The organism is Flavobacterium sp. CG_23.5, from assembly GCF_017875765.1.
Taxonomy (GTDB): domain Bacteria; phylum Bacteroidota; class Bacteroidia; order Flavobacteriales; family Flavobacteriaceae; genus Flavobacterium.
Window position 1 is genome coordinate 2315372 of sequence record NZ_JAGGNA010000001.1, and the last position, 25504, is coordinate 2340875.

21 protein-coding genes and 1 tRNA gene are annotated in these 25504 nt (G+C 35.5%); 10 read left to right on the forward strand and 12 right to left on the reverse strand.

Annotation, left to right across the window (positions count from 1 at the left end; all coding sequences use genetic code 11):
- From H4V97_RS09965 to rseP, 3 genes are all read right to left on the reverse strand, one after another.
- Positions 1-1125 (reverse strand): PQQ-dependent sugar dehydrogenase, encoded by a 1125-nt coding sequence (locus tag H4V97_RS09965; RefSeq protein ID WP_209549628.1) that lies wholly within the window; start codon positions 1123-1125, stop codon positions 1-3.
- A gap of 212 nt (positions 1126-1337) precedes the next feature.
- Positions 1338-1411 (reverse strand) — tRNA-Asn (locus tag H4V97_RS09970).
- Between the two features lie 103 nt (positions 1412-1514).
- Positions 1515-2858: an RIP metalloprotease RseP gene (gene rseP, locus H4V97_RS09975; RefSeq protein ID WP_209549629.1), complete on the reverse strand. Its 1344-nt coding sequence runs from the start codon at positions 2856-2858 to the stop codon at positions 1515-1517.
- A gap of 190 nt (positions 2859-3048) precedes the next feature.
- On the opposite strand from rseP, the gene H4V97_RS09980 reads away from it, so the two are divergent.
- The 6 genes from H4V97_RS09980 to H4V97_RS10005 all read left to right on the forward strand — a co-directional run bounded on the left by H4V97_RS09980 (position 3049) and on the right by H4V97_RS10005 (position 11735).
- On the forward strand, positions 3049-4116 hold the full coding sequence (locus H4V97_RS09980) for an NADH:flavin oxidoreductase/NADH oxidase (RefSeq protein ID WP_209549630.1): 1068 nt from the start codon (positions 3049-3051) through the stop codon (positions 4114-4116).
- Between the two features lie 104 nt (positions 4117-4220).
- Positions 4221-5261 (forward strand): Gfo/Idh/MocA family oxidoreductase, encoded by a 1041-nt coding sequence (locus tag H4V97_RS09985; RefSeq protein ID WP_209549631.1) that lies wholly within the window; start codon positions 4221-4223, stop codon positions 5259-5261.
- Between the two features lie 151 nt (positions 5262-5412).
- Complete coding sequence (locus H4V97_RS09990; protein WP_209549632.1) at positions 5413-6624, forward strand: MFS transporter; 1212 nt, start codon at positions 5413-5415, stop codon at positions 6622-6624.
- A gap of 326 nt (positions 6625-6950) precedes the next feature.
- On the forward strand, positions 6951-9788 hold the full coding sequence (locus H4V97_RS09995; protein WP_209549633.1) for a carboxypeptidase-like regulatory domain-containing protein: 2838 nt from the start codon (positions 6951-6953) through the stop codon (positions 9786-9788).
- 20 nt (positions 9789-9808) lie between these two features.
- Positions 9809-11164 carry a DUF5689 domain-containing protein gene (locus tag H4V97_RS10000; protein ID WP_209549634.1) on the forward strand — a complete coding sequence of 452 codons (1356 nt, stop codon included), beginning with the start codon at positions 9809-9811 and terminating at the stop codon, positions 11162-11164.
- Positions 11165-11270: 106 nt separating this feature from the next.
- Positions 11271-11735 (forward strand): FKBP-type peptidyl-prolyl cis-trans isomerase, encoded by a 465-nt coding sequence (locus H4V97_RS10005; RefSeq protein WP_209549635.1) that lies wholly within the window; start codon positions 11271-11273, stop codon positions 11733-11735.
- A 72-nt stretch (positions 11736-11807) separates the two neighbouring features.
- Here H4V97_RS10005 and H4V97_RS10010 read toward each other — a convergent pair whose 3' ends face one another.
- Together H4V97_RS10010 and H4V97_RS10015 are read right to left on the reverse strand one after the other, a co-directional pair.
- Positions 11808-13925 carry a glycoside hydrolase family 97 protein gene (locus H4V97_RS10010; RefSeq protein WP_209549636.1) on the reverse strand — a complete coding sequence of 706 codons (2118 nt, stop codon included), beginning with the start codon at positions 13923-13925 and terminating at the stop codon, positions 11808-11810.
- Positions 13926-14216: 291 nt separating this feature from the next.
- Complete coding sequence (locus H4V97_RS10015) at positions 14217-15863, reverse strand: DUF6377 domain-containing protein (RefSeq protein ID WP_209549637.1); 1647 nt, start codon at positions 15861-15863, stop codon at positions 14217-14219.
- A gap of 213 nt (positions 15864-16076) precedes the next feature.
- Between H4V97_RS10015 and hflX the strand changes: the two genes are divergently transcribed.
- From hflX to H4V97_RS10030, 3 genes are all read left to right on the forward strand, one after another.
- Positions 16077-17324, forward strand: coding sequence for a GTPase HflX (gene hflX / locus H4V97_RS10020; protein WP_209549638.1), 1248 nt, complete (start codon positions 16077-16079; stop codon positions 17322-17324).
- 337 nt (positions 17325-17661) lie between these two features.
- Positions 17662-18348 carry a hypothetical protein gene (locus H4V97_RS10025; protein WP_209549639.1) on the forward strand — a complete coding sequence of 229 codons (687 nt, stop codon included), beginning with the start codon at positions 17662-17664 and terminating at the stop codon, positions 18346-18348.
- 157 nt (positions 18349-18505) lie between these two features.
- Positions 18506-18955 carry a hypothetical protein gene (locus H4V97_RS10030; protein ID WP_196850403.1) on the forward strand — a complete coding sequence of 150 codons (450 nt, stop codon included), beginning with the start codon at positions 18506-18508 and terminating at the stop codon, positions 18953-18955.
- Between the two features lie 220 nt (positions 18956-19175).
- Here H4V97_RS10030 and H4V97_RS10035 read toward each other — a convergent pair whose 3' ends face one another.
- The 7 genes from H4V97_RS10035 to H4V97_RS10065 form a co-directional block, all read right to left on the reverse strand.
- Positions 19176-20021, reverse strand: a complete 846-nt coding sequence (locus tag H4V97_RS10035) for a DUF3078 domain-containing protein (RefSeq protein ID WP_196850402.1) — start codon at positions 20019-20021, stop codon at positions 19176-19178.
- Positions 20022-20070: 49 nt separating this feature from the next.
- Positions 20071-20583 (reverse strand): DUF2480 family protein, encoded by a 513-nt coding sequence (locus H4V97_RS10040; RefSeq protein WP_196850401.1) that lies wholly within the window; start codon positions 20581-20583, stop codon positions 20071-20073.
- Between the two features lie 75 nt (positions 20584-20658).
- A complete protein-coding gene (locus tag H4V97_RS10045) occupies positions 20659-20982 on the reverse strand; it encodes an SUF system Fe-S cluster assembly protein (RefSeq protein WP_126455787.1) in 324 nt (107 codons plus the stop codon).
- A 20-nt stretch (positions 20983-21002) separates the two neighbouring features.
- Complete coding sequence (locus H4V97_RS10050; RefSeq protein WP_209549640.1) at positions 21003-21719, reverse strand: hypothetical protein; 717 nt, start codon at positions 21717-21719, stop codon at positions 21003-21005.
- Positions 21720-21732: 13 nt separating this feature from the next.
- Positions 21733-22152: a SufE family protein gene (locus H4V97_RS10055; protein WP_209549641.1), complete on the reverse strand. Its 420-nt coding sequence runs from the start codon at positions 22150-22152 to the stop codon at positions 21733-21735.
- A gap of 23 nt (positions 22153-22175) precedes the next feature.
- Complete coding sequence (locus H4V97_RS10060) at positions 22176-22610, reverse strand: hypothetical protein (RefSeq protein ID WP_196850398.1); 435 nt, start codon at positions 22608-22610, stop codon at positions 22176-22178.
- Positions 22611-22708: 98 nt separating this feature from the next.
- Positions 22709-23923 carry an aminotransferase class V-fold PLP-dependent enzyme gene (locus H4V97_RS10065; RefSeq protein ID WP_209549642.1) on the reverse strand — a complete coding sequence of 405 codons (1215 nt, stop codon included), beginning with the start codon at positions 23921-23923 and terminating at the stop codon, positions 22709-22711.
- Positions 23924-24087: 164 nt separating this feature from the next.
- Between H4V97_RS10065 and H4V97_RS10070 the strand changes: the two genes are divergently transcribed.
- Positions 24088-25440, forward strand: a complete 1353-nt coding sequence (locus tag H4V97_RS10070) for a serine hydrolase domain-containing protein (RefSeq protein WP_209549643.1) — start codon at positions 24088-24090, stop codon at positions 25438-25440.
- The last annotated feature ends 64 nt before the right edge of the window (positions 25441-25504 follow it).

Sequence of the window (25504 nt, forward strand, 5' to 3'; positions counted from 1 at the left end):
TTAATTTGGTATAATTTTGACAATTCCTTTTCCTTCCACACCCATGTAAATATAGCCGTCCGGACCTTCTGCCACATTACGCACTCGGCCAATGTCTGTTGCTATTTTTTGTCTGCCGATAACTTCGTTTCCTTTCAGTTTTACCAATTCAAGATATTGAAATTTCAAAGATCCTACCAGTAAATGTCCTTTCCAGTCCGGATATTTATCGCTGGTAACAAAAGCCATTCCGCTTGGAGCGATGGAAGGCAGCCAATAATAAATAGGTTTTTCAATGCCTGGCTTTTCGTTTTCTTTGCTAATTGTTGTTCCGTCATAATCGATGCCATAAGTAACAACAGGCCATCCATAATTAGCCCCTTTCTTTATGATGTTGATTTCATCTCCACCTTGAGGACCGTGTTCATGTGCCCAAATTGCTCCTGTTACGGGATTTTTTGCCATTCCTTGCGGATTTCGATTTCCATAGGTAAAAACAGCTTCTTTTGCTCCGGTCAAGCCAACAAATGGATTGTCTTTAGGAATGCTTCCATCGTCATTTAAACGGTATATTTTTCCGCCATCGCGTTTAATATCTTGCGGATTTACGAAATGCTCACCGCGCTCTCCAATGGAGAAATACAAATAACCATCGTTGTCAAATACAATTCGGGATCCAAAATGTTGTCCTTTTGTAGTGTTGGGAGTGGCTTTGTAAAGTGATTCGATTTGGGTTAGACTTTCGTCCAATAATTTTGCTCGAATGAGTTTAGTGTTGCCGCCGGTACCTTCGCCTTCATCGGAAGCATACGTCATATAAAGCCAGCCATTTGTAGCATAATCAGGATGCAAAACAATATCTAACAATCCGCCTTGTCCACGAGAATATACTTTTGGAACATTTTTGATTTCTGTTTTTGTACCATTTTTGATGTGATATAAAATACCACTTTTTTCGGTAACTAACATGCTGCCGTCTGGCAACCAAGTCATTCCCCAAGGAATAGCAATATCGGAGGCCACGGTTAGGAGTTTATAGTTTTTTACTTCGTCTTTTATGGGGATGTCATTAGATTTTAACTGCGCATCGCAACTGAAAGATAGGAAGGATATAATTGAAAGAGAAACTAGGGTGATTTTCTTCATGAGTATGATTTTTATCTTTAGAAAAAAGTTATGCTGATTTAAAGATAGTAAAAGAGGATTTAAAAAGACAAGGTAGTATTTTAAATTTGCTTAGAATTAACAGATTAGAAATTCTGTCTTACTGGATGGTGATCTATATTTTATCAAAATATTTTGCGTAAAGTATATAAAACAAAAAAGACCTTACATTGCTGTAAAGTCTTTTTAAAAAGCTCCCTCTCTTGGGCTCGAACCAAGGACCCTCTGATTAACAGTCAGATGCTCTAACCAACTGAGCTAAGAAGGAAACTGAGCGATAAAAAGTAACGTGTGTTACATTTCTAAAGCGGTGCAAAGATAGAGTATCATTTGGTTTGTGCAAATAAAAACCCAACTTTTTTTAATTTTTTTTACTTCCCAACGATTGCCTTGTAAATGTCATTTCCGTTAGCAAATAGTAACAGTGTGATAAGTAATACGAAACCAACCATTTGTGCATTCTCTAGGAATTTGTCACTTGGTTTTTTACCGCTTACAATTTCATATAACAAAAACATTACATGACCTCCATCGAGTGCAGGAATAGGCAATAAGTTCATAACTCCAAGCATTATTGATAAGATTGCCGTTATGGACCAAAAAGTTTCCCAACTCCAATAACTAGGGAAAATATCAAATATTGCTTTAAATCCACCTACTTGTTTGTAAGCGCCGGTACTTGGACTGAAAATCATTTTTAACTGTTTTCCGTATCCTATTAATTGGTTTTTACCTTTTGTAATTCCAACAGGAAAAGACTCCAAGAAACCAAATTCTTGCTTGCTCACTTTGTAGTACCCAAGTTTTTCCAAAGAGTCCATGCCTAAGCCTCCTAATTGTACACCTAAAGTTCCTTCTTTGGAAACAACCACATTGATGCGCTCTTCTTTTTGATTTCTAATGATAGTGGCAGGAATGGTTTTGTTTTTGTTTTTTGCTAAAACTAATTTGGCTTCATCAAGGTATTTTGTTTTTTCACCGTTAAGCGAGATAAAAATATCTTTGGGCTGCAACATCGTATTTTTAGATTCAGCGGCAACGGCTCCAATGACAAAAGGAATTCTAATAGAAACAATAGGTCCTTTTTCAAATTTTGACAATTGATCGATAATATCAGCGGGCATTTTTATTTTTTGTTGGGTTCCATTTCTTTCAATAAGAATTTGTTTACCCATTACAATTTTGGCATTGATCTCATTGTCAAATTTGGCTATTTTTTCACCATCTACGGCTAGGATTTTATCTCCTGTCATGAAACCTGCATTTTGCATGGCTTTATTTTCAATCAAAAGACCGTCTTTCAAATCCGCATTGGCAATATACGTATCGCCATAAGCAAATGCCATTCCAATATAAATTATAAAGGCCAATATGAAGTTTACCGTAACACCACCTAGCATGATAATCAAACGTTGCCAAGCCGGCTTAGAACGAAATTCCCAAGGTTGTGGAGGCAAAGCCATTTGTTCTTTGTCCATACTTTCGTCGATCATTCCGGATATTTTCACATAACCACCTAGAGGCAACCAACCAATACCGTATTCGGTTTCGCCAATTTTCTTTTTTAGAAGGGAATATTTAACGTCAAAAAATAAGTAGAATTTTTCGACTCTGGTTTTGAATAATTTAGCAGGAATAAAATGTCCTAATTCGTGAAGTATAATAAGTAATGATAAGCTCAATAAAAATTGAGAAAGCTTTATAAATATGTCCATTTTTTAATTTTAGTTCTTTTACAACTTACAAAAGTAAGGTTTTCTATTTGTTTAATTTACAATAATTGTTCCATAGCGTTTTAAATGTTTGTTAATTAATAGAATTTCAATTTTTACTTTCGTCTATGTACCTTAACTTTACTTTTTTGAAACGAATATTTCTCGTTATCGTCACTTTAAAACCTACTTTATGTCCTCAAAATTATTTTCTCCTCTTCAAATAAAAAGCATTACCCTTAAAAATAGAATTGCTATTTCTCCAATGTGTCAATATTCAGCAACTGATGGTTTTGCCAATGATTGGCATCTCGTACACTTAGGCAGTCGCGCCAGTGGCGGTGCGGGATTGATAATTCAGGAAGCGACTTCGGTTTCCCCTGAAGGTCGAATTTCCCCCGAAGATTTAGGTCTTTGGAAAGACGAGCAAATGGATAAAATGAAAATTATCAATCAATTTATTATCAGCCAAAACTCGGTTCCGGGAATACAATTGGCGCATGCCGGACGAAAAGCCAGTGCAGCATCCCCATGGAACGGTGGACGTAAGGTGCCAATTGATCAAGGCGGTTGGGATACCGTAGCACCAAGTGCTGTGGGATATCATGATAATGAAAAACCACCAATAGAATTGGACAAAACAGGAATCCAAAAAGTAGTTTCTGATTTTAAATCGGCTACCAAAAGAGCAGTGGAAGCGGGTTTTCAAGTAATGGAAATTCATGCGGCACACGGCTATTTAATGCATCAGTTTCTTTCGCCTTTGTCCAATTTTAGAACCGATGAATACGGAGGAAGTTTTGAAAACCGAATCCGATTAACGCTTGAAGTAGTCGAAGCGGTACAATCGAAATGGACAAAAGATTTGCCTTTATTTGTTAGAATTTCAGCTACAGACTGGGCTGAAGGCGGATGGAATATTGAAGAATCAGTACAGCTTTCGAAAATACTAAAAGAAAAAGGCGTGGATTTAATCGACGTTTCTTCCGGTGGAGCAGTTTCATACCAACAAATTCTGCTGGAACCTGGATATCAAGTGCCTTTTGCAGAACAAATAAAAAAGGAAATTGGAATAATGACTGGAGCCGTGGGTTTGATCACCGAAGCCACTCAGGCAGAAGAAATCATTGTATCAGGAAAAGCGGATTTGGTTTTGTTTGCCAGAGAATCGCTAAGAAATCCAAATTTAGGTTTGACATTTGCGACAGCACTTAATGCTGATGTGTCATGGCCAAAACAATATGATAGAGCCAAAATTTAGTAGTACAATATTTCAACACGAATTTCACGAATTTGCACCAATTATTTAGTGTAAATTCGTGAAATTCGTGTTTAACTTTTCAAATTAGTATTAATTACCGTACCATGCAAAAAATAAAAACTGCCCTGCTTTCTTACGGGATGTCCGGAAAAGTATTCCATGCGCCGTTTATCAATTTTCACCCGGGATTTGAACTGGTAGGTGCTTGGGAAAGAACTAAAAAACTGATACGCGAGGATTACCCAACGGTTAAAAGTTATTTCGCGATTGAAGCTTTACTCGAAGACGATGTTGATTTGGTCATCGTAAATACGCCGGTGGAAACGCATTATGAATATGCTAAAAAAGTATTGCTGGCCGGAAAACATGCCATTGTCGAAAAAGCATTTACAACAACAGTCGCTCAAGCGCAGGAATTAGCGGCATTGGCCAAAGAAAAAGGATTGAAATTAGCGGTTTTCCAAAACAGGAGATGGGACAGTGATTTCAAAACCGTGCAGAAAATTTTTTCAGATGAGGTTCTTGGCGAAATCGTGGAAGCCGAATTCCATTTTGACCGATACAATCCACTTTTAAGTCCGAAGCAGCACAAGGAAAGTGCCAATTCCGGTGCAGGAATTCTAAAAGATTTAGGTCCGCATTTAATTGATCAGGCGTTGTATTTATTTGGTTTACCCAAAGCTGTTTTTGCCGATATCCGAATCACGAGAGAACATTCTTTGGTGGATGATTACATCGATATTTTGCTTTATTATCCTGATTTTAGAGTCCGATTAAAAGCGGGTTTTTTTGTCAGAGAACCTATTCCATCTTATGTGATTCATGGAAAAAAAGGATCTTTCCTGAAGCCGCGTGGCGATGTGCAGGAAGATGATTTGAAATTGGGAAAAAAACCAAACCTCGATACTTGGGGAACAGAATCCAAGAGCAAAGAAGGGATTCTCCATACGCAGATTAATAACGATGTCTTTATTGCCAATATTGAAACGCTTCAAGGGAATTACTATGATTTTTTTGAAGGGGTTTATCAATCTATTTCAAATGATACACAAGAACCGGTAACGGCTCAGGATGGAGTTCGTGTCATGCAAATTATTGAAGCGGCAATCCAAAGCAATGCCCAGAAAAAAGCAATTGATTTATAAAATTAACCGCGAATTTGCAGAGATTACTTTTCAGAATTAATTCGTGGTTTTTATAAACAATAACGATGTATTTATTGGGTAAACAAACCCTGATATAAATTGAATCATTGCTTTTTGTATTTTTGCTCCATCAATCATAAAACAAATTCTTTTGATAGATTTAAATTTTATATCTCGGTTTAAAACCAAAGCAAAATACAAGAAAACATATAAAAACGCGAAGCTTTCCTACTTGAACAGAATCCGATGGGCTGTTTCGATGTTTTATTTTGGAATGGGTTTGTGTTTCGCCACTTGGGCCAGCAGAATTCCGGATATAAAAACCGCGTTGCATTTAGGATCAGGAGAATTAGGAACGATTTTATTTGCAATTCCATTGGGACAATTAATTATTATGCCTTTTTCAGGAAAATTAGTCACCCGTTTTGGAAGCCACCGCATTCTTATTTTTTCCCTTTTATTATATGTTTTATCCTTGTCTAGTTTAGGGTTGGCTATAACTTCTTGGCAACTGTCATTGGGATTATTATTCTTTGGAATCTTTGGAAACTTGTCAAATATTGCAGTAAATACGCAAGGCGTTTACACCGAAGAGCTTTTTAAAAAAACAATAATGTCATCGTTTCACGGTATGTGGAGTTTGGCCGGATTTCTGGGTGCCTTGGTGGGAATAGGAATGTTGGCATTAAAACTCACGCCCTTAATTCATTTTATGATTGTTGGCGGAATCGTTCTTTTGTTGATGGTTTTTAACTTTAAATTTTTGATAAAAGCGAAGGAAACCATCAAAACCGAAAAGAAAAAATTATTCACAAAACCAGATAGTGCCTTGATTTGGTTGGGTGTAATTGGTTTTTGTTGCATGGCAAGCGAAGGCGTGATGTTTGATTGGAGTGGTGTTTATTTCAAAGATGTCATTAAAGCGCCAGGACCGTTAGTGATTTTGGGGTACACTTCGTTTATGATTATGATGGCTGGAGGACGATTTTTTGGAGACGGTTTGATTCATAAATTTGGAAGAAAACCGGTAATGCAAATTAGCGGCATCATGATTTCAGCAGGACTTTTTACTTCAGTATTTTTTCCGTATTTAATTCCATCTACTATTGCCTTTATGTTTGTAGGACTCGGAGTTTCCACTATTGTTCCTACGATTTACAGTATTGCGGGAAAAAACCCAACAGTTCCTCCCGGAGAAGCATTAACCATAGTTTCCAGCGTTAGTTTCCTTGGTTTTTTAATGGGACCGCCAGTTATTGGTTACATTGCCGAATTATTTGGTTTGCGATTTTCATTTGCTTTCATTGGAGTTTTTGGAATTCTGATTGCATTTATGGTTTCCCGGATTAAAGCAATTCAATAAAAATAAAGCCTCTTTTTATCGTGCCTATTTTCATAAATCTGAATCGTTTTTAAATGCTTCGGATTTTTTTTATGAGAATTATTTTACCAAATCTGAGAAACCTATAGTTTTTTTCCTATTTTTAGCCTTAGAATTCAAGCAATTAGTAATTTACACTTTGTTAGAATTTTAAAACACCACATTTTTCCAAAACTCATTTTCCGATAATTTCAGTTTGTTATTCCTATTTGGAACGCTCTTGCTATGGTTTTTATTGAACCAAAAACAAATCAGCTATTCCTTTTTAAGGATATTTTCCAATGCATTTATTTCAACAAAAAATATTTATGAATAAATTTTACGTTGCGCTTTTCTTTATACTACAGATGAAATTTGCTTTTGCACAGCAAGAAACGGGAATTTTTGGAAAGATTATAGATTCCAAAACCCAAAACCCTTTAGGTTTGGTTGTTGTCACTATCCAAAATACTAATTTAATGCAACTCACAACTGCCGATGGGAATTTTAAATTTGAAAAAATCCCGAGCGGTAATCTCTTTATTCTTATTCACAGTCAGGGTTTCAAAGAGGCTTTATATCCGGTGGAAATACAGGAAGGACAAATGCTTGATCTGGGGACAATACCTTTAGAGGATGACCAATCAATAGAACAACAAGGGAGTTTAATCGCGCTGACGGAAAGCGATTTTAGCGATGACAATAGCGGTTCCGAAAATACTTCAGGGCTTTTACAATCCTCCAAAGATGCTTTTCAACAGGCGGCTGCGTTCAATTGGGGTCAGGCCCGATTCAGGATTCGGGGGTTAGACAGCGAGCATTCCACGATGATGATTAATGGTGTGGTGATGAATAAACTATACGATCGCAGACCGCAATGGGGCGATTGGGGCGGATTAAACGATGCAACCCGAAATCAGGAATTTTCTGTAGGCACTTCTCCGTCCGATTATACTTTTGGAGGGATTCTTGGAACACAGGAAATCAATACGCGTGCCTCCATTTACAGACCCGGTTCCCGAATTTCATTTTCCGGAACTAATACCAATTACAGTTGGCGCATGATGGGAACTTGCGCTTCGGGAATGAGTGATAAAGGTTGGGCATTCGTGGTTTCGGCAGGAAAACGTTTGGCGACCGAAGGCTATTTTGAAGGAACAAATTACGATGCAAATTCTCTTTTTTTAAGTGTCGAAAAAAAATTAAACGATTCCAATTCGCTAAATGTAACGGCCTTTTATACGCCAAATACCCGTGGAAAAAATTCTCCAAATACAGCTGAAGTCAGTGAATTAACAAGCGAAAAATACAATTCTTATTGGGGTTTTCAAAATGGGAAAAAGCGAAATTCGAGAAAGAAAACTATCGAAGAACCTATTGTGATGTTGAATCATTATTTTAAAATTAATGACCATACCAATTTGAATTCCAGTTTGATGTATCAATTTGGAAAAATAGGAAATTCTAATCTCGATTATCAAAATGCGAATAGTCCGGATCCAACGTATTACAGGAAAATGCCGAGTTATTACAGTTCGATGTATGCGAAAGATAATGGCGAATTTTCTGGAGAGTTTACGCCGGATTATCAGAATGCCGAGAAAAGTAAAGCGTTGTTTTTAGCCAACTCACAAGTCGATTGGAATGCCATGTATCAGGCCAATCAAAGTCCGATTGTAGCATCAAACGGCACTATCTCTGGATATGAACCGGCCAAAAGTAAGTATATTTTTTACGAAGATCGAAATGATGATAAAACGATGGTGGCAACTTCGATATTCAATACGCAATTGAATGAGACCGTTTTCATGAATGCAGGAGGTTCTTTTAAAAACTTGAAATCTCATAATTACCAGAAAGTTTTAGATGTATTGGGAGGGCTGTATTTTGATGATATCGATGGATTTTACAATGGAAATCAATCGCAATCGGATTTGAATAATCCAAACAGGCAAGTGGTTGTAGGAGATGAGTATGGCTATAATTACAATTATGTGGCGAACACATTAGACGCGTTTACCCAATTCAAATTCTCGTATAATAAAGTAGAATTTTATCTGGCGCAAAGTTTTTCGAGTACCAATTATCAAAGGGAAGGCTTGTATAAAAATGGAATATATGAAACCAATTCTTTTGGTAAAAGCGAAAAAGTGTTGTTTGAAAACTTTGGATTCAAAGGAGGAATTACCTTCAAAATTTCAGGGAAGCAATTGTTAATTTTTAACGGAGCACATTTGACAAAAGCACCAACCATTCGAAATACTTTTCCTAATTCGAGATTAAATAATGTGGTTGTTGACGGACTGCAAAGCGAGAATATCAGCAGTTTGGATGCGAGCTATGTTTTCCGTTCTCCCATTTTCAAAGCTAGATTAACGGCGTATTATACCTCGATAAAAAATGCAACCCAAACTTCTTTCTTTTATGCCGACGGGATTTTTGATGATGGTGCGGGTTATACGAACACGAGCGCCTTTGTGAGCCAGACGTTAACACATTTGAACAAGAGGAATTTAGGTGCCGAATTGAGTCTGGAATACCAAATTAACCCCACCTTAAAAACTACTTTTTCGGCGGCTTTTGGCCAATATACTTATGACAGTAATCCAAATGTTACCGTGACGAATGATGCCGAGGCTTCGCTGGAAAATACCAATCCCGTTTTCGATTTTGGAACGGCACTATTAAAAAACTACAAACAAGCGGGAATGCCACAACAGGCGTTTGCGTTAGGAATCGAGTATCGCGATCCTAAATATTGGTGGATTGGAGCCAACATAAATTATTTGGATAACAGTTATCTTGATGTTTCTCCAATAGCCAGAACAAATCATTTTTATACCAATCCGGCCAGTGGTTTCAACTTCCCCGAAGCAACGGAGGAAAGGGCTAAGGAATTATTGAAGCAGGAAAAATTTGATCCCACGACTTTGTTAAACCTAACCGGCGGTAAATCTTGGAGAATCTATGGCAAGAATGTGGGGCTTTTTGTGAGTACAAATAATGTCCTGAATACCACCTACAAAACAGGCGGTTATGAACAGGCAAGAAATGCCAATTTCAGACAACGCAATCAGGATGTTTCTAGTGCTACGCCCTCTTTTGGCAACAAATATTTTTACGGTTACGGAAGAACCTATTTCGTAAATCTTAATATCAATTTTTAAATTCGAAAAATAAACGCATTATGAAAACGACTTTTTACCATCTAATTTTTGCTGTTATACTTATCGCCGTTACTTTTTCCAGTTGTGTAAAAGAGGAGGTTCCCGTCCCGGAATTAAAGTGTACGCAACCTGATTTTACCATAAACCGAAGCGTTGCAGAAGTTCGGACAAATGCCAATGCAATTGTAACGCAATACAAATACGATGATATTATTGAGGCTTATGTCGTTTCAAGTGACGAAAACGGTAATTTTTTCAAGTCGATTTCTTTCCAAACTTTGGCAACAGCCACAACGCCTGCAATAGGTTTTAGTGTTCCCGTTGATGCATCTAATACCTATATAGATTACAGATTAGGCAACAAAGTGTATCTAAAATTAAAAGATCAATACACGGATATTTCCTTTGGCGGACTGCGAATAGGCAGTATTTATGTGAATTCGTATAATGAGGGATCAGTGGGAAGGCTTTCGCAAAATGACTATAAAAACGTTCTTCATGCATCCTGCACGACCATAGCCGAAACGCAACTAGTAAAAGCCATCACGATTGCTGATTTAACCAATGATTCGAACTTAAATACGCTGGTTGAACTATCCGATGTTCAGTTTACGGCGGCTGCAGCCGGACGACATTATTTTGAAGATACGAATAATGTAGGTGGAGCGACCAATTGGAGTTTGGAGGACAAATTTGGAAATCAAGTGTATTTCAGAACCAGTAGTTTTAGTGATTTTGCAGGGAATTTAGTTCCAAACGGAAGCGGAAAAGTAAAAGGTGTTTTGACTAAATACGGAACCGATTACCAACTTTTACCACGTTCAGCAAAAGATGTGGTCATGACAGCAACAAGAGCAGCGCCATTTTTCTCCCAAGATTTTCAAACCGTGGTGGACAAAACAAATCTCAGCCTTCCCGGTTGGGTAAACATTGCTCAAAAAGGTACTATTTTCTGGAAAGGAACCTTCTATTCAGGCAACGGTTGTGCTGAATTCAACACCACAGGAGCAAAAGTAATTGCTAATGTGGCCTGGTTAATCTCCCCGAAAATTGACATGGATACCCACACCAAGGAAATATTGACTTTTAGAGCAGCACAGCATCATTTGGATGTTGATTCTCAACTAAATTCGCTTGAAGTCTATGTCTCTAGTGATTTTGACGGATTGAATGTGGCAACAGCAACTTGGATTCCTGTGACGGTTAAACTACCTAAACAAGCCACACCATGGTATCAGTTTGTGGGTTCTGGCGGAGTGGATTTATCTTCTTATAAAGGTAAAATAAACATCGCATTTAAATATACCGGTTCTGGAAAAAACCTGGCGTTAGATGGTGCTTTTCAAGTGGATGATGTGCAAGTGTTTGGGAACTAATTGTTTTTATTTAAATGGAAACTATTTGAATCCGAGATGATATAATTTTTCGCTAAGGCTACAGAAGGAATTTTATATATTTGCAGCTCTAAAATCAAATCAAATTATGAAATCTATTTTATTATCACTTGTTTCTTTATTGTTCGTTTCTTGCTTATCGGATACAGAAAAACCAACAGCGGCTGTTGATTATACAGCTCAAAATGAAAAAGAAATTACAGATTACATTGCCAAAAATAAATTAACCGCTACAAGAACCGATTCAGGTTTATATTATGTGATTAATGAAGCAGGAACGGGTGTTAAACCAACAGCTTCTTCTAATGTTACAGTGGCTTACAAAGGATATTTTACGAATGGAAATGTATTTGACAAAAGCGGTGACGCTGGTATATCGTTTGGTTTGCAACAAGTAATCAAAGGATGGACAGAAGGAATTCCTTATTTTAAAGAAGGCGGTAACGGTATTTTATTAATCCCGTCTGCTTTGGGTTATGGTAGTAATGGCAGCGGACCAATTCCGGGTGGTTCTGTTATTCTTTTTGATGTTAAATTGATCAAAGTAAATTAGTTTACGTTCATTCCAAAAACAAGAAAAGGCTTTCTAAAATTCTAGACAGCCTTTTCTACTTTTATAAAGTAATTACTTTTTGATTTCTATAATGCTAACAGCATAACCTCCACCTGGCGCTGAGAGTTGTGACAATTTAGACTTGTTAGTCACTGTTACTTTTCTAATCATGTATGCCTGTGGATTTGTTTTATAATGGGCATCCTTCGCATCTGCATAAATCGTAGCCGTGTATTTTTTTCCTTTTTCTAAGAAATCAAATTTAATGTTTGAAGTCCTTGGGGTTTCACCATTTACATTTCCTATAAACCAGTTGTTGGTTCCTTTTGCTTTACGGGCGGCAGTAATGTACTGACCAGGTTCTGCTTCAAGATATTTACTTTCAGACCAATCTATAGCAACGTCTTTAATAAACTGAAAAGCATCCAAAAAGCGGTTGTAATTTTCCGGTAAATCTGCTGCCATTTGCAGCGGGCTGTACATTGTTACGTATAAAGCCAGTTGATTGGCAAGGGTACTGTTCACATGCGAATGATTGTCAGGGTTCAATTTTGTTAAATCCATTTCAAATATCCCTGGAGTGTAATCCATCGGTCCACCGATTAATCGTGTAAATGGCAATAACGTTACGTGGTTTGGTTTTGAACCTCCAAAAGATTGATATTCTGTTCCTCTGGCTGCTTCGTTACCAATTAAATTTGGATACGTTCTGCAAATTCCCGTAGGACGAACTGCTTCATGCGCATTAACCATAATTTTATAATCGGCTGCTTTTTCAACTGCATATTGATAGTGGTTAATCATGAATTGGTTATAATGATTTCCCCCGTTTTCAATGATAGAACCAACATATCCGCTTTTTACAGCGTCATATCCATTGTCTTTCATAAATTGGTACGCTTTATCCATGTGTCTCTCATAGTTACGAACAGATCCCGAAGTTTCGTGGTGCATAATCATTTTTACTCCTTTAGATTTTGCGTAAGCTTCGATACCTTTCACATCAAAATCTGGGTAAGGAGTTACGAAGTCAAAAACATAATCTTTAGAATGACCAAACCAGTCTTCCCAACCTTCATTCCAACCTTCAACCAAAACACCATCAAAACCATTTGCGGCAGCAAAGTCAATGTATTTCTTCACGTTGGTATTATTTGCACCGTGTTTGCCATTTGGTTTTGCTTTTGAAAAATCGCTAACGCCAAGTTGTACCGTTGGGAAATCATCTGTGTACGCCCAAGAGCTTTTACCAGTAATCATTTCCCACCAAACCCCAATATATTTTACGGGCTTGATCCAAGAAGTATCCTCTATTTTACAAGGGTCGTTTAAGTTTAAAGTGATTTTTGAAGCCAAAATATCTCTGGCATCATCACTTACCATAATCGTGCGCCAAGGCGAGTGATTTGGAGCCTGCATATTTCCTTTGTCTCCTATTGCATCAGGTGTAAGCCATGATTCGAAAACCATGTTTTTATCATCAAGATTCAAATGCATACAAGAATAATTAATTAATGCAGCTTCGTGTAAATTGATATAAATTCCATCATTCGTTTTCAGCATCAATGAAGTTTGAACTCCTGTTGTAGAAAAAGAAGTTTGCGATACATTCGCAGTTTTTGCTTTTTCAGCTAACCCTCTGATTTCAGATAATTTTGAAGTCGTGTAATCGTATTCTTGCGTATCGTAATCTCCAGGAATCCAATATGCGGTGTGGTCGCCCGTCATGGCAAATTGCGTTCTTTCTTCTTTGATTACAAAATAAGTAAGGTTTTTTTGCGAAGGGAATTCATAGCGAAATCCAAGACCATCATTGAATAATCGAAAACGAATAACAACTTGTCTATCGGTTCCTTTTTGATTTAAAGTAACGGCAAGTTCGTTGTAATGATTGCGAATTTCGGCTACTTCACCCCAAACAGGTTTCCAGTTTTCGTCAAACGAAGTGGCTTTAGTATCTATAATCGTAAAGTCATTTAGCAACGATTTTTTGTCGTTTTTTAGTTCCAAACCTAATTTGCTGGTTTTTATGACCTCTTTGTTCTTATATTTCAACGTATAAGTAGGAGTTCCGTCATTTTGCAACGAAAATCCCATTACGAGTGCTGCATCGGGTGATTTTAGTTGTTGTGCTTGGGCCGTGCTAAATAATGAAAGCCAGAATAAGGCAGTGAAAATTAAATGCTTCATTTTTTTGATTGAATTAATAATTAATAGTTTTTTGGGTTCACTAGAAAAAATTAGAAATTTCACACTTGTTACCAAGCGCAATCAGGATAATTAAATCTACAGAAAGTAAAAATAAGCGATTTCCCTTTTGTCTTTAACCAGTACTGTAAAATAGTAGGTTTTTGAATTCTAAAAATGGATTTAAGGTGTTGTAAGATAGTGAATTATACAGTATTTGAAATAAAAAAAAGTAGTTTTTATGAAAGTAAAATTATCTTTTTTAGCCTTGAATGCTGCAATAAAAGGATTATTTTATGGCGTGTTGGTCCCTATTGACATCACTTTTGCTTCAAATTCCTCCCTTGGTCCTTTCGCTTTATTTTTTAATAACGAACGATAATTATAAATTGTAGATATGGAATATCTTAAAAATACAGCTATTTTATTGCTATCCTTTATGCCCAAACGGATCAATGCAACAATTCTTAATTCCGTATTTAGAAGTTCTCCGTCTTTCAATTGGGTTAATTCAGTATCGATTAGCAAATCTTCAAATTGACTAATAAAATTGGGAAAGAGTTGTAAAAAGGTTTTGTCAAAATTGGTGTAAAACTCTTTTAATTCGTCTTCAATAAACTGTTTCGATTTTATCGCGTTTACCAAATTATTCATTTTACCGGCGGTCGCCATTACATTTAATTTACTTTGATAGCCTTCCAGTTTACCAATATAATCCGAACACTGATCCATGTATCGACCAATAAATATTTCTTTTAAAAGATTAGCTTCGGTTAGTGTATTGTTAGTTTCATTTAGTTTTAAATTAAAAGCTTGCAGGGCAACATTTAGTTCCGACAATTGTTCATTTGCCAGATTTAGATCCTTTTGTGCTATTTTTAATTTTTTCATTTGCTTAAAAAGCAGTATCATAACCACTAATAAGATAACGGTTAATACACTCACACTAATCAAAAACAGTATAAGTTGTCTTTGATTGGTTTGATTTTGATGTTGATACGCTTCGCTGATGATAGGCATCATTTTGGATATTTCGTAGGTTCTTAAACGTGCGTTGCAAAAAAGTGCATCTTCAAGAGAACGCTGTATGTATTTGTAGGCTCGATCAATTTCCCCTTCTTCGTATAATAAAAAAGCCAAATTCCGTAGGGAAATATTTTCTTTCTTAGCCAGTTGCAAATCGGAAATAGCAGAAATAGTAAGCCATTTTTTTTCGGATTCTCTGTCTTTCTTTTGATGATACACATGAGAAATTATATAAGCAAAGACCGCACGATTTGGATCCGTGAGAGGAATAGTCGGGAAAATAGTTTGCAATAATTGTAAGGATTGGTCGTAATGACCCGTATCAATTAATATTTCCGATTGGGTAATATTATATTCCCAAGATTGTTTGGGAAAATACTGTAACGCGGAATCCCTATATTTTTTTGTTAATAAAGCATATTTATTTTTCTCATAACTAGACGTGGCATAATCATTCATGTATCCATAAATAATTCGATTTACGCTATAATAAGAACCTTTTAATTCGGGAGAATCAGCAAACGTGTTTTTTGAAAGAATATCAATTGCTTCTTTATACATTCCCAAAGTACCCATTATCGAGGCTAGATTGAGTGCTGCAAGACTGCTTTTTTTTTGACCTTTTAGTTTAAGGGCTATCTGCAAACTCTTTCGTGCAAAAACTAATGCAGAATCCGATTTATATAATCGATATTCGTCGAAGAGTTTGCCGTAAATTTCAAGTTTTTGAAGGTCATTCGAATTAGATTTCAAAAGTTTTTTGAATGAATTTATTTTATTCTCTTTTTGGTCCGAATACACTTGGTGATTCTCGATTGTTTGGTCCAACTGATTCAATAAAGACTCAGAATTATCCTGAGCTAACATTAATATTGGAAAAAATAACACAAAAAGGAAAGGCAAAAATCGATGCATTAATTTAGGTTTAAGTTCCTGTAAAATTAACTAAAAATATAAATTAACTTTCAATCCCCACAACTAAATGCGGAATCCGTTTATAGTATTGCAATTAAAAAAAATCTTAAATGGGATCGTGAAATTATCATTATTCACACCTTCTGCTTTTTTATAATCACAGAACTTCATAAGTACAAAGCAAATCATTAAATTTGTAGCTTATTTAAAATCATGTTAGAAAAAGAAGTAATAAATTTCGAAAAAACGGCCATTGTAGGTATAGTAACTCAAAATCAAAGTGAAGAGAAACTAAACGAATATCTTGATGAATTAGAGTTTTTGACTTTTACCGCAGGCGGGAAAGTAATCAAACGCTTTTCTCAAAAAATGGAACGCCCAAATCCCAAAACTTTTGTGGGTACCGGAAAAATAGAGGAAATCAATCTTTTTGTAAAAGAGAATGATATTTCGACTTTGGTATTTGATGATGAATTGTCGCCTTCCCAACAAAAAAATATTTCTAAAATTATAGATTGTAAAATTCTGGACAGGACACACCTTATCTTGGATATTTTTGCGCAACGTGCCGAAACGTCTTACGCAAGAACCCAAGTAGAATTAGCACAATGTCAATATTTACTGCCAAGACTTTCTGGAATGTGGACTCACCTGGAACGCCAAAAAGGGGGAATTGGAATGCGTGGACCTGGAGAAACGGAGATTGAAACCGATAGACGTATTGTTCGCGACAGGATTGCTTTATTGAAAGAAAAAATAAAAAGCATCGACAAACAAATGGGTACACAGCGAGGTAATCGCGGTTCTATGGTTCGTGTTGCTTTGGTAGGATATACGAATGTTGGGAAATCAACCTTGATGAATGCGGTTGGGAAAAGTGATGTTTTTGTAGAAAACAAACTTTTTGCGACATTGGATACCACCGTTCGGAAAGTAGTGATTAAAAACCTACCTTTTTTGCTTTCGGACACCGTAGGATTTATTAGAAAATTACCAACACAATTGGTGGATTCTTTTAAAAGCACCTTGGATGAGGTTCGTGAAGCCGATTTATTATTGCATGCTGTTGATATTTCGCACCCTGAATTTGAAGATCAAATCGAATCGGTGAATAAAACATTATCGGACATTAAATGCAATGACAAACCGGTCATTATGGTTTTTAATAAAATCGATGCTTACAAACCATTGACAATTGATGAAGATGATTTAATGACCGAAAAAACGCCAAGACATTTTACTTTGGAAGAATGGAAGTCAACTTGGATGAATAAGGTTGGAGAACAAAATGCACTGTTTATTTCGGCAACAAACAAAGAAAATTTCGAAGAATTCAGAGAACGCGTTTATGAAGCGGTTAGACACATTCATATCACGCGTTTTCCTTATAATAAGTTCTTGTATCCGGATTATAAAGATGCGGTTGAGAAAGAAGACAAAGAAGAAACCGAAGAAGAATAAGCAATTCCTCTCATTATAACACACCAAATCCCTTTTGAATTTCAAGAGGGATTTTTTTGGGTCATGTCCCAGCTTTCACTATCGTTGCAGCTGCGTCAGAATCCCGACACTTCGGGACCATCCCTCATGCGGGATTTGGGTGATAGAATTGCTATTGATTTTCACAATTACTAGTAGATTGTTTTTTGGCACATTTGTTTAAAAAAGTATACATTTGATCATAAATAAATTCTGACGTTTATCAGACATAGCTACCCAATTTTGGGGCGATAAGTCTTATTTTGTCAGACCTATATACAAGTTGGCAGTAATTATAAACAATCGAAAACATAGAAAAATGAAATTAATAAAAACAAAAAACAATCTTTTACCTCTCATAATTTTTATTTTTATAAGCTCCTTTGGATATGGGCAAAGTCAAAATGGACGAATTCCATTTTACGCATTGCCATATTACAATTACGAACCATTAACAATTACTATTGGAAAATATCAGAAAGAACTTCTCTCAAACGATATTTCAGAATTAGAAACATTAGAAACAAAAATTAAAAATGATTTAAACAATACTGACATTGCAAGCCTTTATATTTTATCGGTTAGACTATACGATTTAGGGAAAAAAGATGATGCCTTTTATTGGTTTATGACCGCTCAAGCAAGAGCCAGAATATTTATGAATATGCTGGATAAAAAAAGAATGGGAGGCATTGGTTCAGAAGCATTTGAATTAAAACAACTTTTTAATTCATTTAATCAACTAATTGGAGAATATATGAATGGATATGGATTTAATGATGTTGAGAAAGGACTTGCCGTTTATAAAAGAGTAAAAGCCGAAGTTAAAAGCATTCAATCATACAAAGACATTTATAAGAAAGTGAAATTTGTGGATGAAAAAAATCTTGAGATAGAGAAAACTAATAAAGAAAATGATTTGGCGGAAGGAATTGAATATATCACGAATAACAAAGGTAAAATTAAGCAACAAAGAATAGAAAACGGAACTCAAGATAAATACTAAATAACTAATGCCAACCGCCATTTTGAGCTAGCTGGAATTTAGTGGAATTACCGTTTCGCATCAAGTTTTCGTTAAGCCGAAAATTGAGTGGTTACGAACTTCCAGCCATCTCAAAGTGGCATAACGTTGTGCTTAACCTTAAAAAAACGAAACTTAAATGAAAAGAAAAAATATTTATATTATTGGAGGATTAATATTATTTCTGTTTTTCTTTTACAAATTAGGAAGTGCATTTGCACCTGGAAGTTATCCTTATGCCGAACATTACGAGCTAAACTACCCTGAAGAAAAAGTAATTGAAGCAGCTGAAAATGTAAGAAAAGAAAATATCTACTTACATATTGGGAAAGGTTGGGAAGATAAAGACACAACTGACCATTGGCATCATATTTATTTTAATTTTCACAACAAAATGCTGTTAACGTGGACAAGACCGAATGGAAAAAATAGTACAACATTTGCTTTTGTCAGAATGCAAGATGATAATGCAGAATGGAAAAATTTAAATAATGATTTTGGCTATTTTGAAAACAGAAAAATAAAAAAAGCACTTGAAGAAGAAATATTAGCTAAAATAAAAATCAAGTTAGAAAACGAACCAAAATAAATAAAAAAGGCTAAGCATAACCGCCGTTTAGCAAGATTGTGGGTTTAATGGAATCCCCTCTGGTGCTCGTCTGCGACGAGTACCTACTTAAATTAAGAGACAAATCATAGCGTTTGCAACGCGGATAGCTTAAAAAGCTCCATTTCAAAACATTACAAACTAAAAAAAATCCCTTTTGAAAACTATTTTCTAAAGTTCTTTTTTATTAAAAATCCTGTTTCTAAAAACCGTAATTGGCCGCTAAGCCAAACACTTCTCGTACTTGAACCGCTTTGATTGTATTATCATCATAAATTCCCTGTATTGCTAGATTCGCAGTTACATATTTGTTGATTCTCATAACCACATTCATTTGATAATCGATATCAACGTTTTGTGGTTTGTCTAAATAATTGGAATATAAATTCAATCGATTTTCAATAGAAATATTTGTCATTACATTGAGTTTGTAATAGGCGGAAATACTGGCGCCAAATTCAAAACGGGAGCTATCTCCTTGTAATACGCCAAAAGAAGAACCGAAATCCGTAAAATGCTTGTGTACCAAAATTAATTTTGCAGTTGCCGGAGAAAAATTCACACTTAAATTATTGCTTTTTTTCCACAACATACCAGGCCCTAATTGAAAATATGCAGGCGAGAAGAAATGAGAAATGCCATTTCCGTCGTTGTCATAACCAACATCCATTTGTGTTTTCATATTGAAAAACATAGAATAGTACCAGTCGCCTTTGGCTTTTTTACCCCAAAGCGAATTCAGCTCTAATCTATCATCTGTTTTTGCGACTTTAGAACCTTTTACTTTGGTTAAGCCATAGGCTGCGATGAATTTATTGTCCCAAATTATATCTTCTTTTTTGTAATTGAAATCATAATTCAAACCAAAATTCCCTGCAAGGTTTGAAGTTCCACCGCCCAACCATTTGCTGTTATAAGCAGTTTGATTAAAAAGCAAAGAAATATTTCCTTTTTTTGTCCAAAATTTTATGGTGTCATTTGAAGTTTCTTGTGCATTGACAGAAACTATAATCAAAAGAAAAACGATTGAAAGTACTGTTTTTTTCATAATCTTTTATTTAGATTCTAATATAAAAGTAAGAAAAAAATGGGATTAATTATCCTTTTTTGGGTGCTTTGTATAAAGGAACCGCAGAACAAGCCTCTCCATACATGATGCTTCTAGCGAAAGGCTGTAAATAATTGGCAGCCAATACATAAGCACGCATTGGAACTGGTTTTCTAGAACACCCTTTTATAATTACGGGTTTATTCTCATATACCGAGTAATCAATTTTAGGCAGCAATTCTTCGTAAAGTGAAGCGTCTAAATCTTCTATTGATCCGTTGATGATTTTCTTTGCATATGGCGCTAATTGAATGGCCACCAAAATCGAAGCCCAAGCCGGAATAATAGCATCTGTGCTACATCCAATCGCGACATATTGATCTTGATATTGTGACCAATCGTGATTTTTTAAATGTTCTCTAAAGTCTTTTTCTTTCAATAAAAAACCTTCCAAAAGCCATTGAGAAATATCGATTTGCGTACGAATTTCCTTTGGATAATAATCCTCCAAATCAAATACGACCAAAACACTATTCGCAACTTTATTTATTATTTCTTCCATTTTTTTTTTAGTTTACAGTCGCAGTCGCAGTCTTAGTTGTAGAACTGAAAACTGCGACTGCAAACTGAATACTTTCTAAAGCATTCCCAATTCTAATTTAGCTTCTTCGCTCATTAAATCTTTGCTCCAAGGCGGGTCAAATGTGATTTCAACTTCGGCGTCTTTTACATGCTCAATCGATTTTACTTTTTCTTCCACTTCTCGAGGTAAACTCTCTGCCACAGGACAGTTTGGAGAAGTAAGTGTCATCAAAATTTTCACTTCATAATCCGTATTTACCATTACGTCATAAATCAATCCTAATTCGTAAATATCTACAGGAATCTCCGGATCATAAATTGTTTTTAATATTTTTACGATTGATTCTCCTAATTCAGTGGTGTCTATTTCTTGTGTCATTTTTTTCTATTTATATTGTTTTACTCGTAGGTTACAGATGTTAATGTAGTTGTATGAAAAAAGCTAACTATTTTTTCAACTCCGTAATCATTATTAGAAAATATCATATCAGTAGCGACTTTAATATTGTACAACTTATTAAAATTAACTATATCAGTCATGATACCGTTAGCCGTTTGGTAACTACATGATCCCATTTCTTTCTCTGCATCAACAAAGTCGATTTTTTTTAATTCTGATTGAAATGATTTCGAATAATTAACCTTAGGATAATTCGTGTTTATTGTTTTTTTGTTATAATCAATTATAATTTTATATGCAAAAGGCGTAAAGTTATGCCCGAAATTCTCTCTAAAAGTTTTAATTAATTCTCCACTTCCTCTTTTAAAAAAAAGCGTTGTCTTGTTTGTTTTTAGATTATGAATTCCTTGTATAAGATGAGTGTTATGATATAATTGACTTTCTAATCTCTTTATTTCTTCCTTACTAAGACTTTTTATTTTAACGGACCCAATTATCTTTAAAGAATCTTGAGGACTTACTACTTTTGTAAATTTTGTTTTCGGAAATTCAACTTTGAGCAATAATGTATCGGCGTACACTTTGTTATCTACAGTGAAAAAGTTAGATTTTTGCTCATAAACGAATTTGATTTTTGAGTAGCTTTCGGGTATGCTTTTTTGTGAAGAAGCAATATTACCAACTAAAATTAATATAAAAAAAATTATTTTTTCCATTCGAATAATAACTTTAATTTTGTGAGTTGAATGCCAATGCATACATCTTAATATTTTTTATCATCGAAACCAATCCATTGGCTCGAGTAGGTGATAAATGTTCTTTAAGACCTATTTCGTCAATAAATTCCATGTCGGCTTCCAGAATATCTTTAGCACTTTGATTAGAAAAAGTACGTATCAAGATGGCAATAATGCCCTTGGTTAAAATGGCATCGCTATCAGCGGTAAAAACAACTTTATCATCATTTTGTTCACCCTGCAACCACACTTTTGATTGACAGCCCTTGATCAGATTGTTTTCGGTTTTGAACTCTTCTTTGATTAAAGGAAGTTTTTTTCCTAATTCGATGATGTATTCATAACGTTCCATCCAATCATCAAACATCGAAAACTCGTCAACTATTTCTTCTTGTATCTCTTTAATTTTCATAGTATGCTGAATTTATTTCAGTGTTATTCTTTTTTAACAAATGAATTAATTTTGGTAACGAATTTCTTAATTTCTTTTGGTGGAAAACCATGGTCAAAACTAATGGATTCATAGGTTTTATCTTTATAGGTGATTTTCAAATTGGCAATAGGTGCACCGTCGTATAAACGTTTTGCGGTTGGCGCTTTTAATTTAGCCAAACTATCCAATTTCACTTTCTTAAAACAAGTCACCAATTCATTCCAGTCAGCCTCCGATATTTTCTTAGCGACAGCGTTGTCAGTTCCATTTCTGTCTTTTGAAACTGTCACCATTTGATTTTTGACTGTTATTTTTTGATAAAAACCTCTGGTATTGGCGGTGTATTCAATAACAGCGGTTTCAATATCTTGAGCTTTGGCGCTATCGCAACCTTTTCCAAGAAAAATAGTCAGGAATAATAAAGAAAGTATTTTCATGTGTAGATAATATTTGGTTGGTTATAGGAACATGGTATCACCATTCTTCCTTTATTGTTTATGATTTTCAATTATGGTAATTTCATAATTTTATATTTTTAGGATAACATGAGTTGCGCTTTTTTCACTGCTGCGACCATAGCATCAATTTCTTCCTTGGTATTATAAAAAGCAAATGAAGCTCTTATCGTTCCGGGAATATTGAAGAAAGTCATAATAGGTTGCGCACAATGATGACCCGTTCTTACGGCTATTCCTAATTTGTCAATTATCGTACCAATATCATAGGGATGAATTCCTTCAATATTAAACGAAATTACGGAAGTTTTTTCCTTGGCTGTGCCAAAAATTTTCAAACCTTCAATTTCCAGTAATCGTTTGGTTCCATATTCTAGCAATTCTAATTCCTGTTGTTGAATGTTGTCAAAACCAACTTCGTTCATATAATCTACAGCTGTTCCCAAAACAATTCCGCCTGCAATGTTAGGCGTTCCAGCTTCAAATTTATGAGGTAATTCAGCATAAGTTGTTTTTTCGAAGGTTACTTCTTTGATCATTTCGCCTCCACCTTGATACGGCGGTAATTTATTCAACCACGCTTCTTTTCCGTATAAAATCCCGGTTCCCGTTGGTCCGCAAATTTTATGTCCTGAAAAAGCATAGAAATCACAATCTAATTCCTGAACATCTGGTTTTAAATGTGGAACCGCTTGTGCTCCATCAATCAAAACTGCAGCGCCAAATTTGTGCGCTTCATCAATCATGTATTTTATTGGATTGACAGTTCCAAGGGCATTTGAAATGTGATTTACGGTAACAACTTTAGTTTTATCCGAAAGCAGTTTGTCATATTCCGCCATGATTAATTCGCCGTCTTGATTCATTGGAATTACGCGTAAAATTGCACCTGTTTTTTCGCATAACATTTGCCAAGGCACAATATTGCTGTGGTGTTCCAATGCCGATACCAAAACTTCATCACCCGGTTTTAAAATAGAAGCGAATCCATTTGTAACCAAGTTAATTCCGTGCGTTGTTCCCGAAGTAAAAAGCACTTCGTGTGCAAATTTAGCATTAATGTGATTTTGAATTTTACCACGAGAAGCTTCATAAGCATCGGTTGCCAATTGACTTAGTGTATGAACGCCACGATGAATATTTGCATTAATCTCCTGATAATATTTTGATATCGCGTCAATTACCACTTGTGGTTTTTGCGAAGTAGCACCGTTATCGAAATAAACCAATGGTTTTCCGTTTACTTTTTGTGAAAGTATGGGAAAATCGGCTCTAATTTTATTTATATCTAGCATAATTATTTAGAAAAGTTCTAAATACAAAAGTAATGAAAAACCACACCGTTTTGGCAACGAATCGATTAATTTTTATGCTTGTTTCTTATGCTTTCATAGAAATATTTTATTGAATTAGTGATTGTTTATTTTATTAAATTGCAATAAATTAATTCCTTATCAAAATGAAAAAATTCTTCAAGCTTGTTGGTTTCGCTTCTTTTATTGGTGTTTTTTATTTGGGATTCACTACTTATCCAAAACTGGATTTAATTTCTGGCTTTTCAGCCAAAAGTATTGCTTCGGGACATTTCATCGATCATCGTTCACAATCAACAATTGAAAAAGGAGATAATGATATTAAAATGATCGATTATGCTGAAAATAGTATAAATGATGCGGGAAAATTTGCTGTGGCTTCAGTGTATGGTTTGAAAGAAAGAAAAGCAATTTACAGAGAAGGGTTGGGGGCCACTTTAATTACGAATGATTTTGATGTCAGTAAACCGTATGAAGTTCCCAAAAGAACAAAATTAAACAATAATTTACCTTTTCCTTATGGGAATAAAGACCCTTTGGACACTGTTTTTACCAATGTCGATTATGCAAAATTGAATGTGGCTGTTGCCAATGCTTTCGATAAAAAAGGAGAACTAAGTAAAAGAAGCCGATCGGTTTTAGTCATCTACAAAGACAAAATTATTGCCGAAAAATATGATACCGGTTTCAATAAAGACAGCAAAATTCTAGGCTGGTCGATGACTAAAAGTGTTACGGCGACTCTCTTTGGAATTCTTCAGAAACAAGGAAAATATGATATTTACAAACCGGCTCCTATACCGGAATGGCAAAAGGACGATCGCAAAATAATCACGACAAATGATTTGCTTCACATGAATTCAGGACTGGAATGGGAAGAAAATTATAGTACGATTTGTGACGCTACCAACATGCTTTTCCAAGCGAAAGATATGACCCGAATACAATTGGAGAAACCAACAGCTTTTAAACCCAATGCGCATTGGAATTATTCTTCGGGAACGACTAATTTGTTGTCAGGGATTTTGAGAAAGCAATTTAAATCACACCAGGAATATCTTGATTTTTGGTACTCGGCTTTGATTGATAAAATTGGAATGAACTCTATGGTAGTTGAAACGGATATGGCAGGGAATTTTGTGGGCTCGTCGTATGGTTGGGCTACAACGCGCGACTGGTCAAAACTTGGTTTGTTGTATTTGCACAAAGGAAATTGGAATGGAACAACACTTTTTGACGAAAGTTGGGCAAAATATGTGGCAACACCTACGGCCGGTTCCAATGGAAAATATGGAGCCCATTTTTGGCTGAATGCCGGCGGTAGATTTCCAGATGTTCCCAGAGATATGTATTTCTGTAGTGGTTATCAAGGTCAAATGGTGGCTATTATTCCATCGCTGGATTTGGTGATTGTACGAATGGGTTTAGTGGAAGACCCAAAATTTGATTTTAATGGAATGTTGAGTGGGATAATCGCTTCCATAAAGCACACTAAGTAAAATTACAAAGGGCGCAAAGCTATATAAACTTTGCGCCCTTTGCGTATAACTTTGTGACCTTTGC

Coding starts and splice junctions, on each gene's coding strand:
- H4V97_RS10035 (WP_196850402.1), bottom strand. CDS start 20,021: ATGAAAAAAACAGTACTTTCAATCGTTTTTCTTTTGATTATAGTTTCT.
- H4V97_RS10050 (WP_209549640.1), bottom strand. CDS start 21,719: ATGGAAAAAATAATTTTTTTTATATTAATTTTAGTTGGTAATATTGCT.
- H4V97_RS10015 (WP_209549637.1), bottom strand. CDS start 15,863: ATGCATCGATTTTTGCCTTTCCTTTTTGTGTTATTTTTTCCAATATTA.
- H4V97_RS10070 (WP_209549643.1), top strand. CDS start 24,088: ATGAAAAAATTCTTCAAGCTTGTTGGTTTCGCTTCTTTTATTGGTGTT.
- H4V97_RS10010 (WP_209549636.1), bottom strand. CDS start 13,925: ATGAAGCATTTAATTTTCACTGCCTTATTCTGGCTTTCATTATTTAGC.
- H4V97_RS10065 (WP_209549642.1), bottom strand. CDS start 23,923: ATGCTAGATATAAATAAAATTAGAGCCGATTTTCCCATACTTTCACAA.
- H4V97_RS09995 (WP_209549633.1), top strand. CDS start 6,951: ATGAATAAATTTTACGTTGCGCTTTTCTTTATACTACAGATGAAATTT.
- H4V97_RS10055 (WP_209549641.1), bottom strand. CDS start 22,152: ATGAAAATTAAAGAGATACAAGAAGAAATAGTTGACGAGTTTTCGATG.
- H4V97_RS09980 (WP_209549630.1), top strand. CDS start 3,049: ATGTCCTCAAAATTATTTTCTCCTCTTCAAATAAAAAGCATTACCCTT.
- H4V97_RS09965 (WP_209549628.1), bottom strand. CDS start 1,125: ATGAAGAAAATCACCCTAGTTTCTCTTTCAATTATATCCTTCCTATCT.
- H4V97_RS10045 (WP_126455787.1), bottom strand. CDS start 20,982: ATGACACAAGAAATAGACACCACTGAATTAGGAGAATCAATCGTAAAA.
- H4V97_RS10030 (WP_196850403.1), top strand. CDS start 18,506: ATGAAAAGAAAAAATATTTATATTATTGGAGGATTAATATTATTTCTG.
- H4V97_RS09985 (WP_209549631.1), top strand. CDS start 4,221: ATGCAAAAAATAAAAACTGCCCTGCTTTCTTACGGGATGTCCGGAAAA.
- H4V97_RS10060 (WP_196850398.1), bottom strand. CDS start 22,610: ATGAAAATACTTTCTTTATTATTCCTGACTATTTTTCTTGGAAAAGGT.
- H4V97_RS10025 (WP_209549639.1), top strand. CDS start 17,662: ATGAAATTAATAAAAACAAAAAACAATCTTTTACCTCTCATAATTTTT.
- H4V97_RS10040 (WP_196850401.1), bottom strand. CDS start 20,583: ATGGAAGAAATAATAAATAAAGTTGCGAATAGTGTTTTGGTCGTATTT.
- H4V97_RS10005 (WP_209549635.1), top strand. CDS start 11,271: ATGAAATCTATTTTATTATCACTTGTTTCTTTATTGTTCGTTTCTTGC.
- rseP (WP_209549629.1), bottom strand. CDS start 2,858: ATGGACATATTTATAAAGCTTTCTCAATTTTTATTGAGCTTATCATTA.
- H4V97_RS10000 (WP_209549634.1), top strand. CDS start 9,809: ATGAAAACGACTTTTTACCATCTAATTTTTGCTGTTATACTTATCGCC.
- hflX (WP_209549638.1), top strand. CDS start 16,077: ATGTTAGAAAAAGAAGTAATAAATTTCGAAAAAACGGCCATTGTAGGT.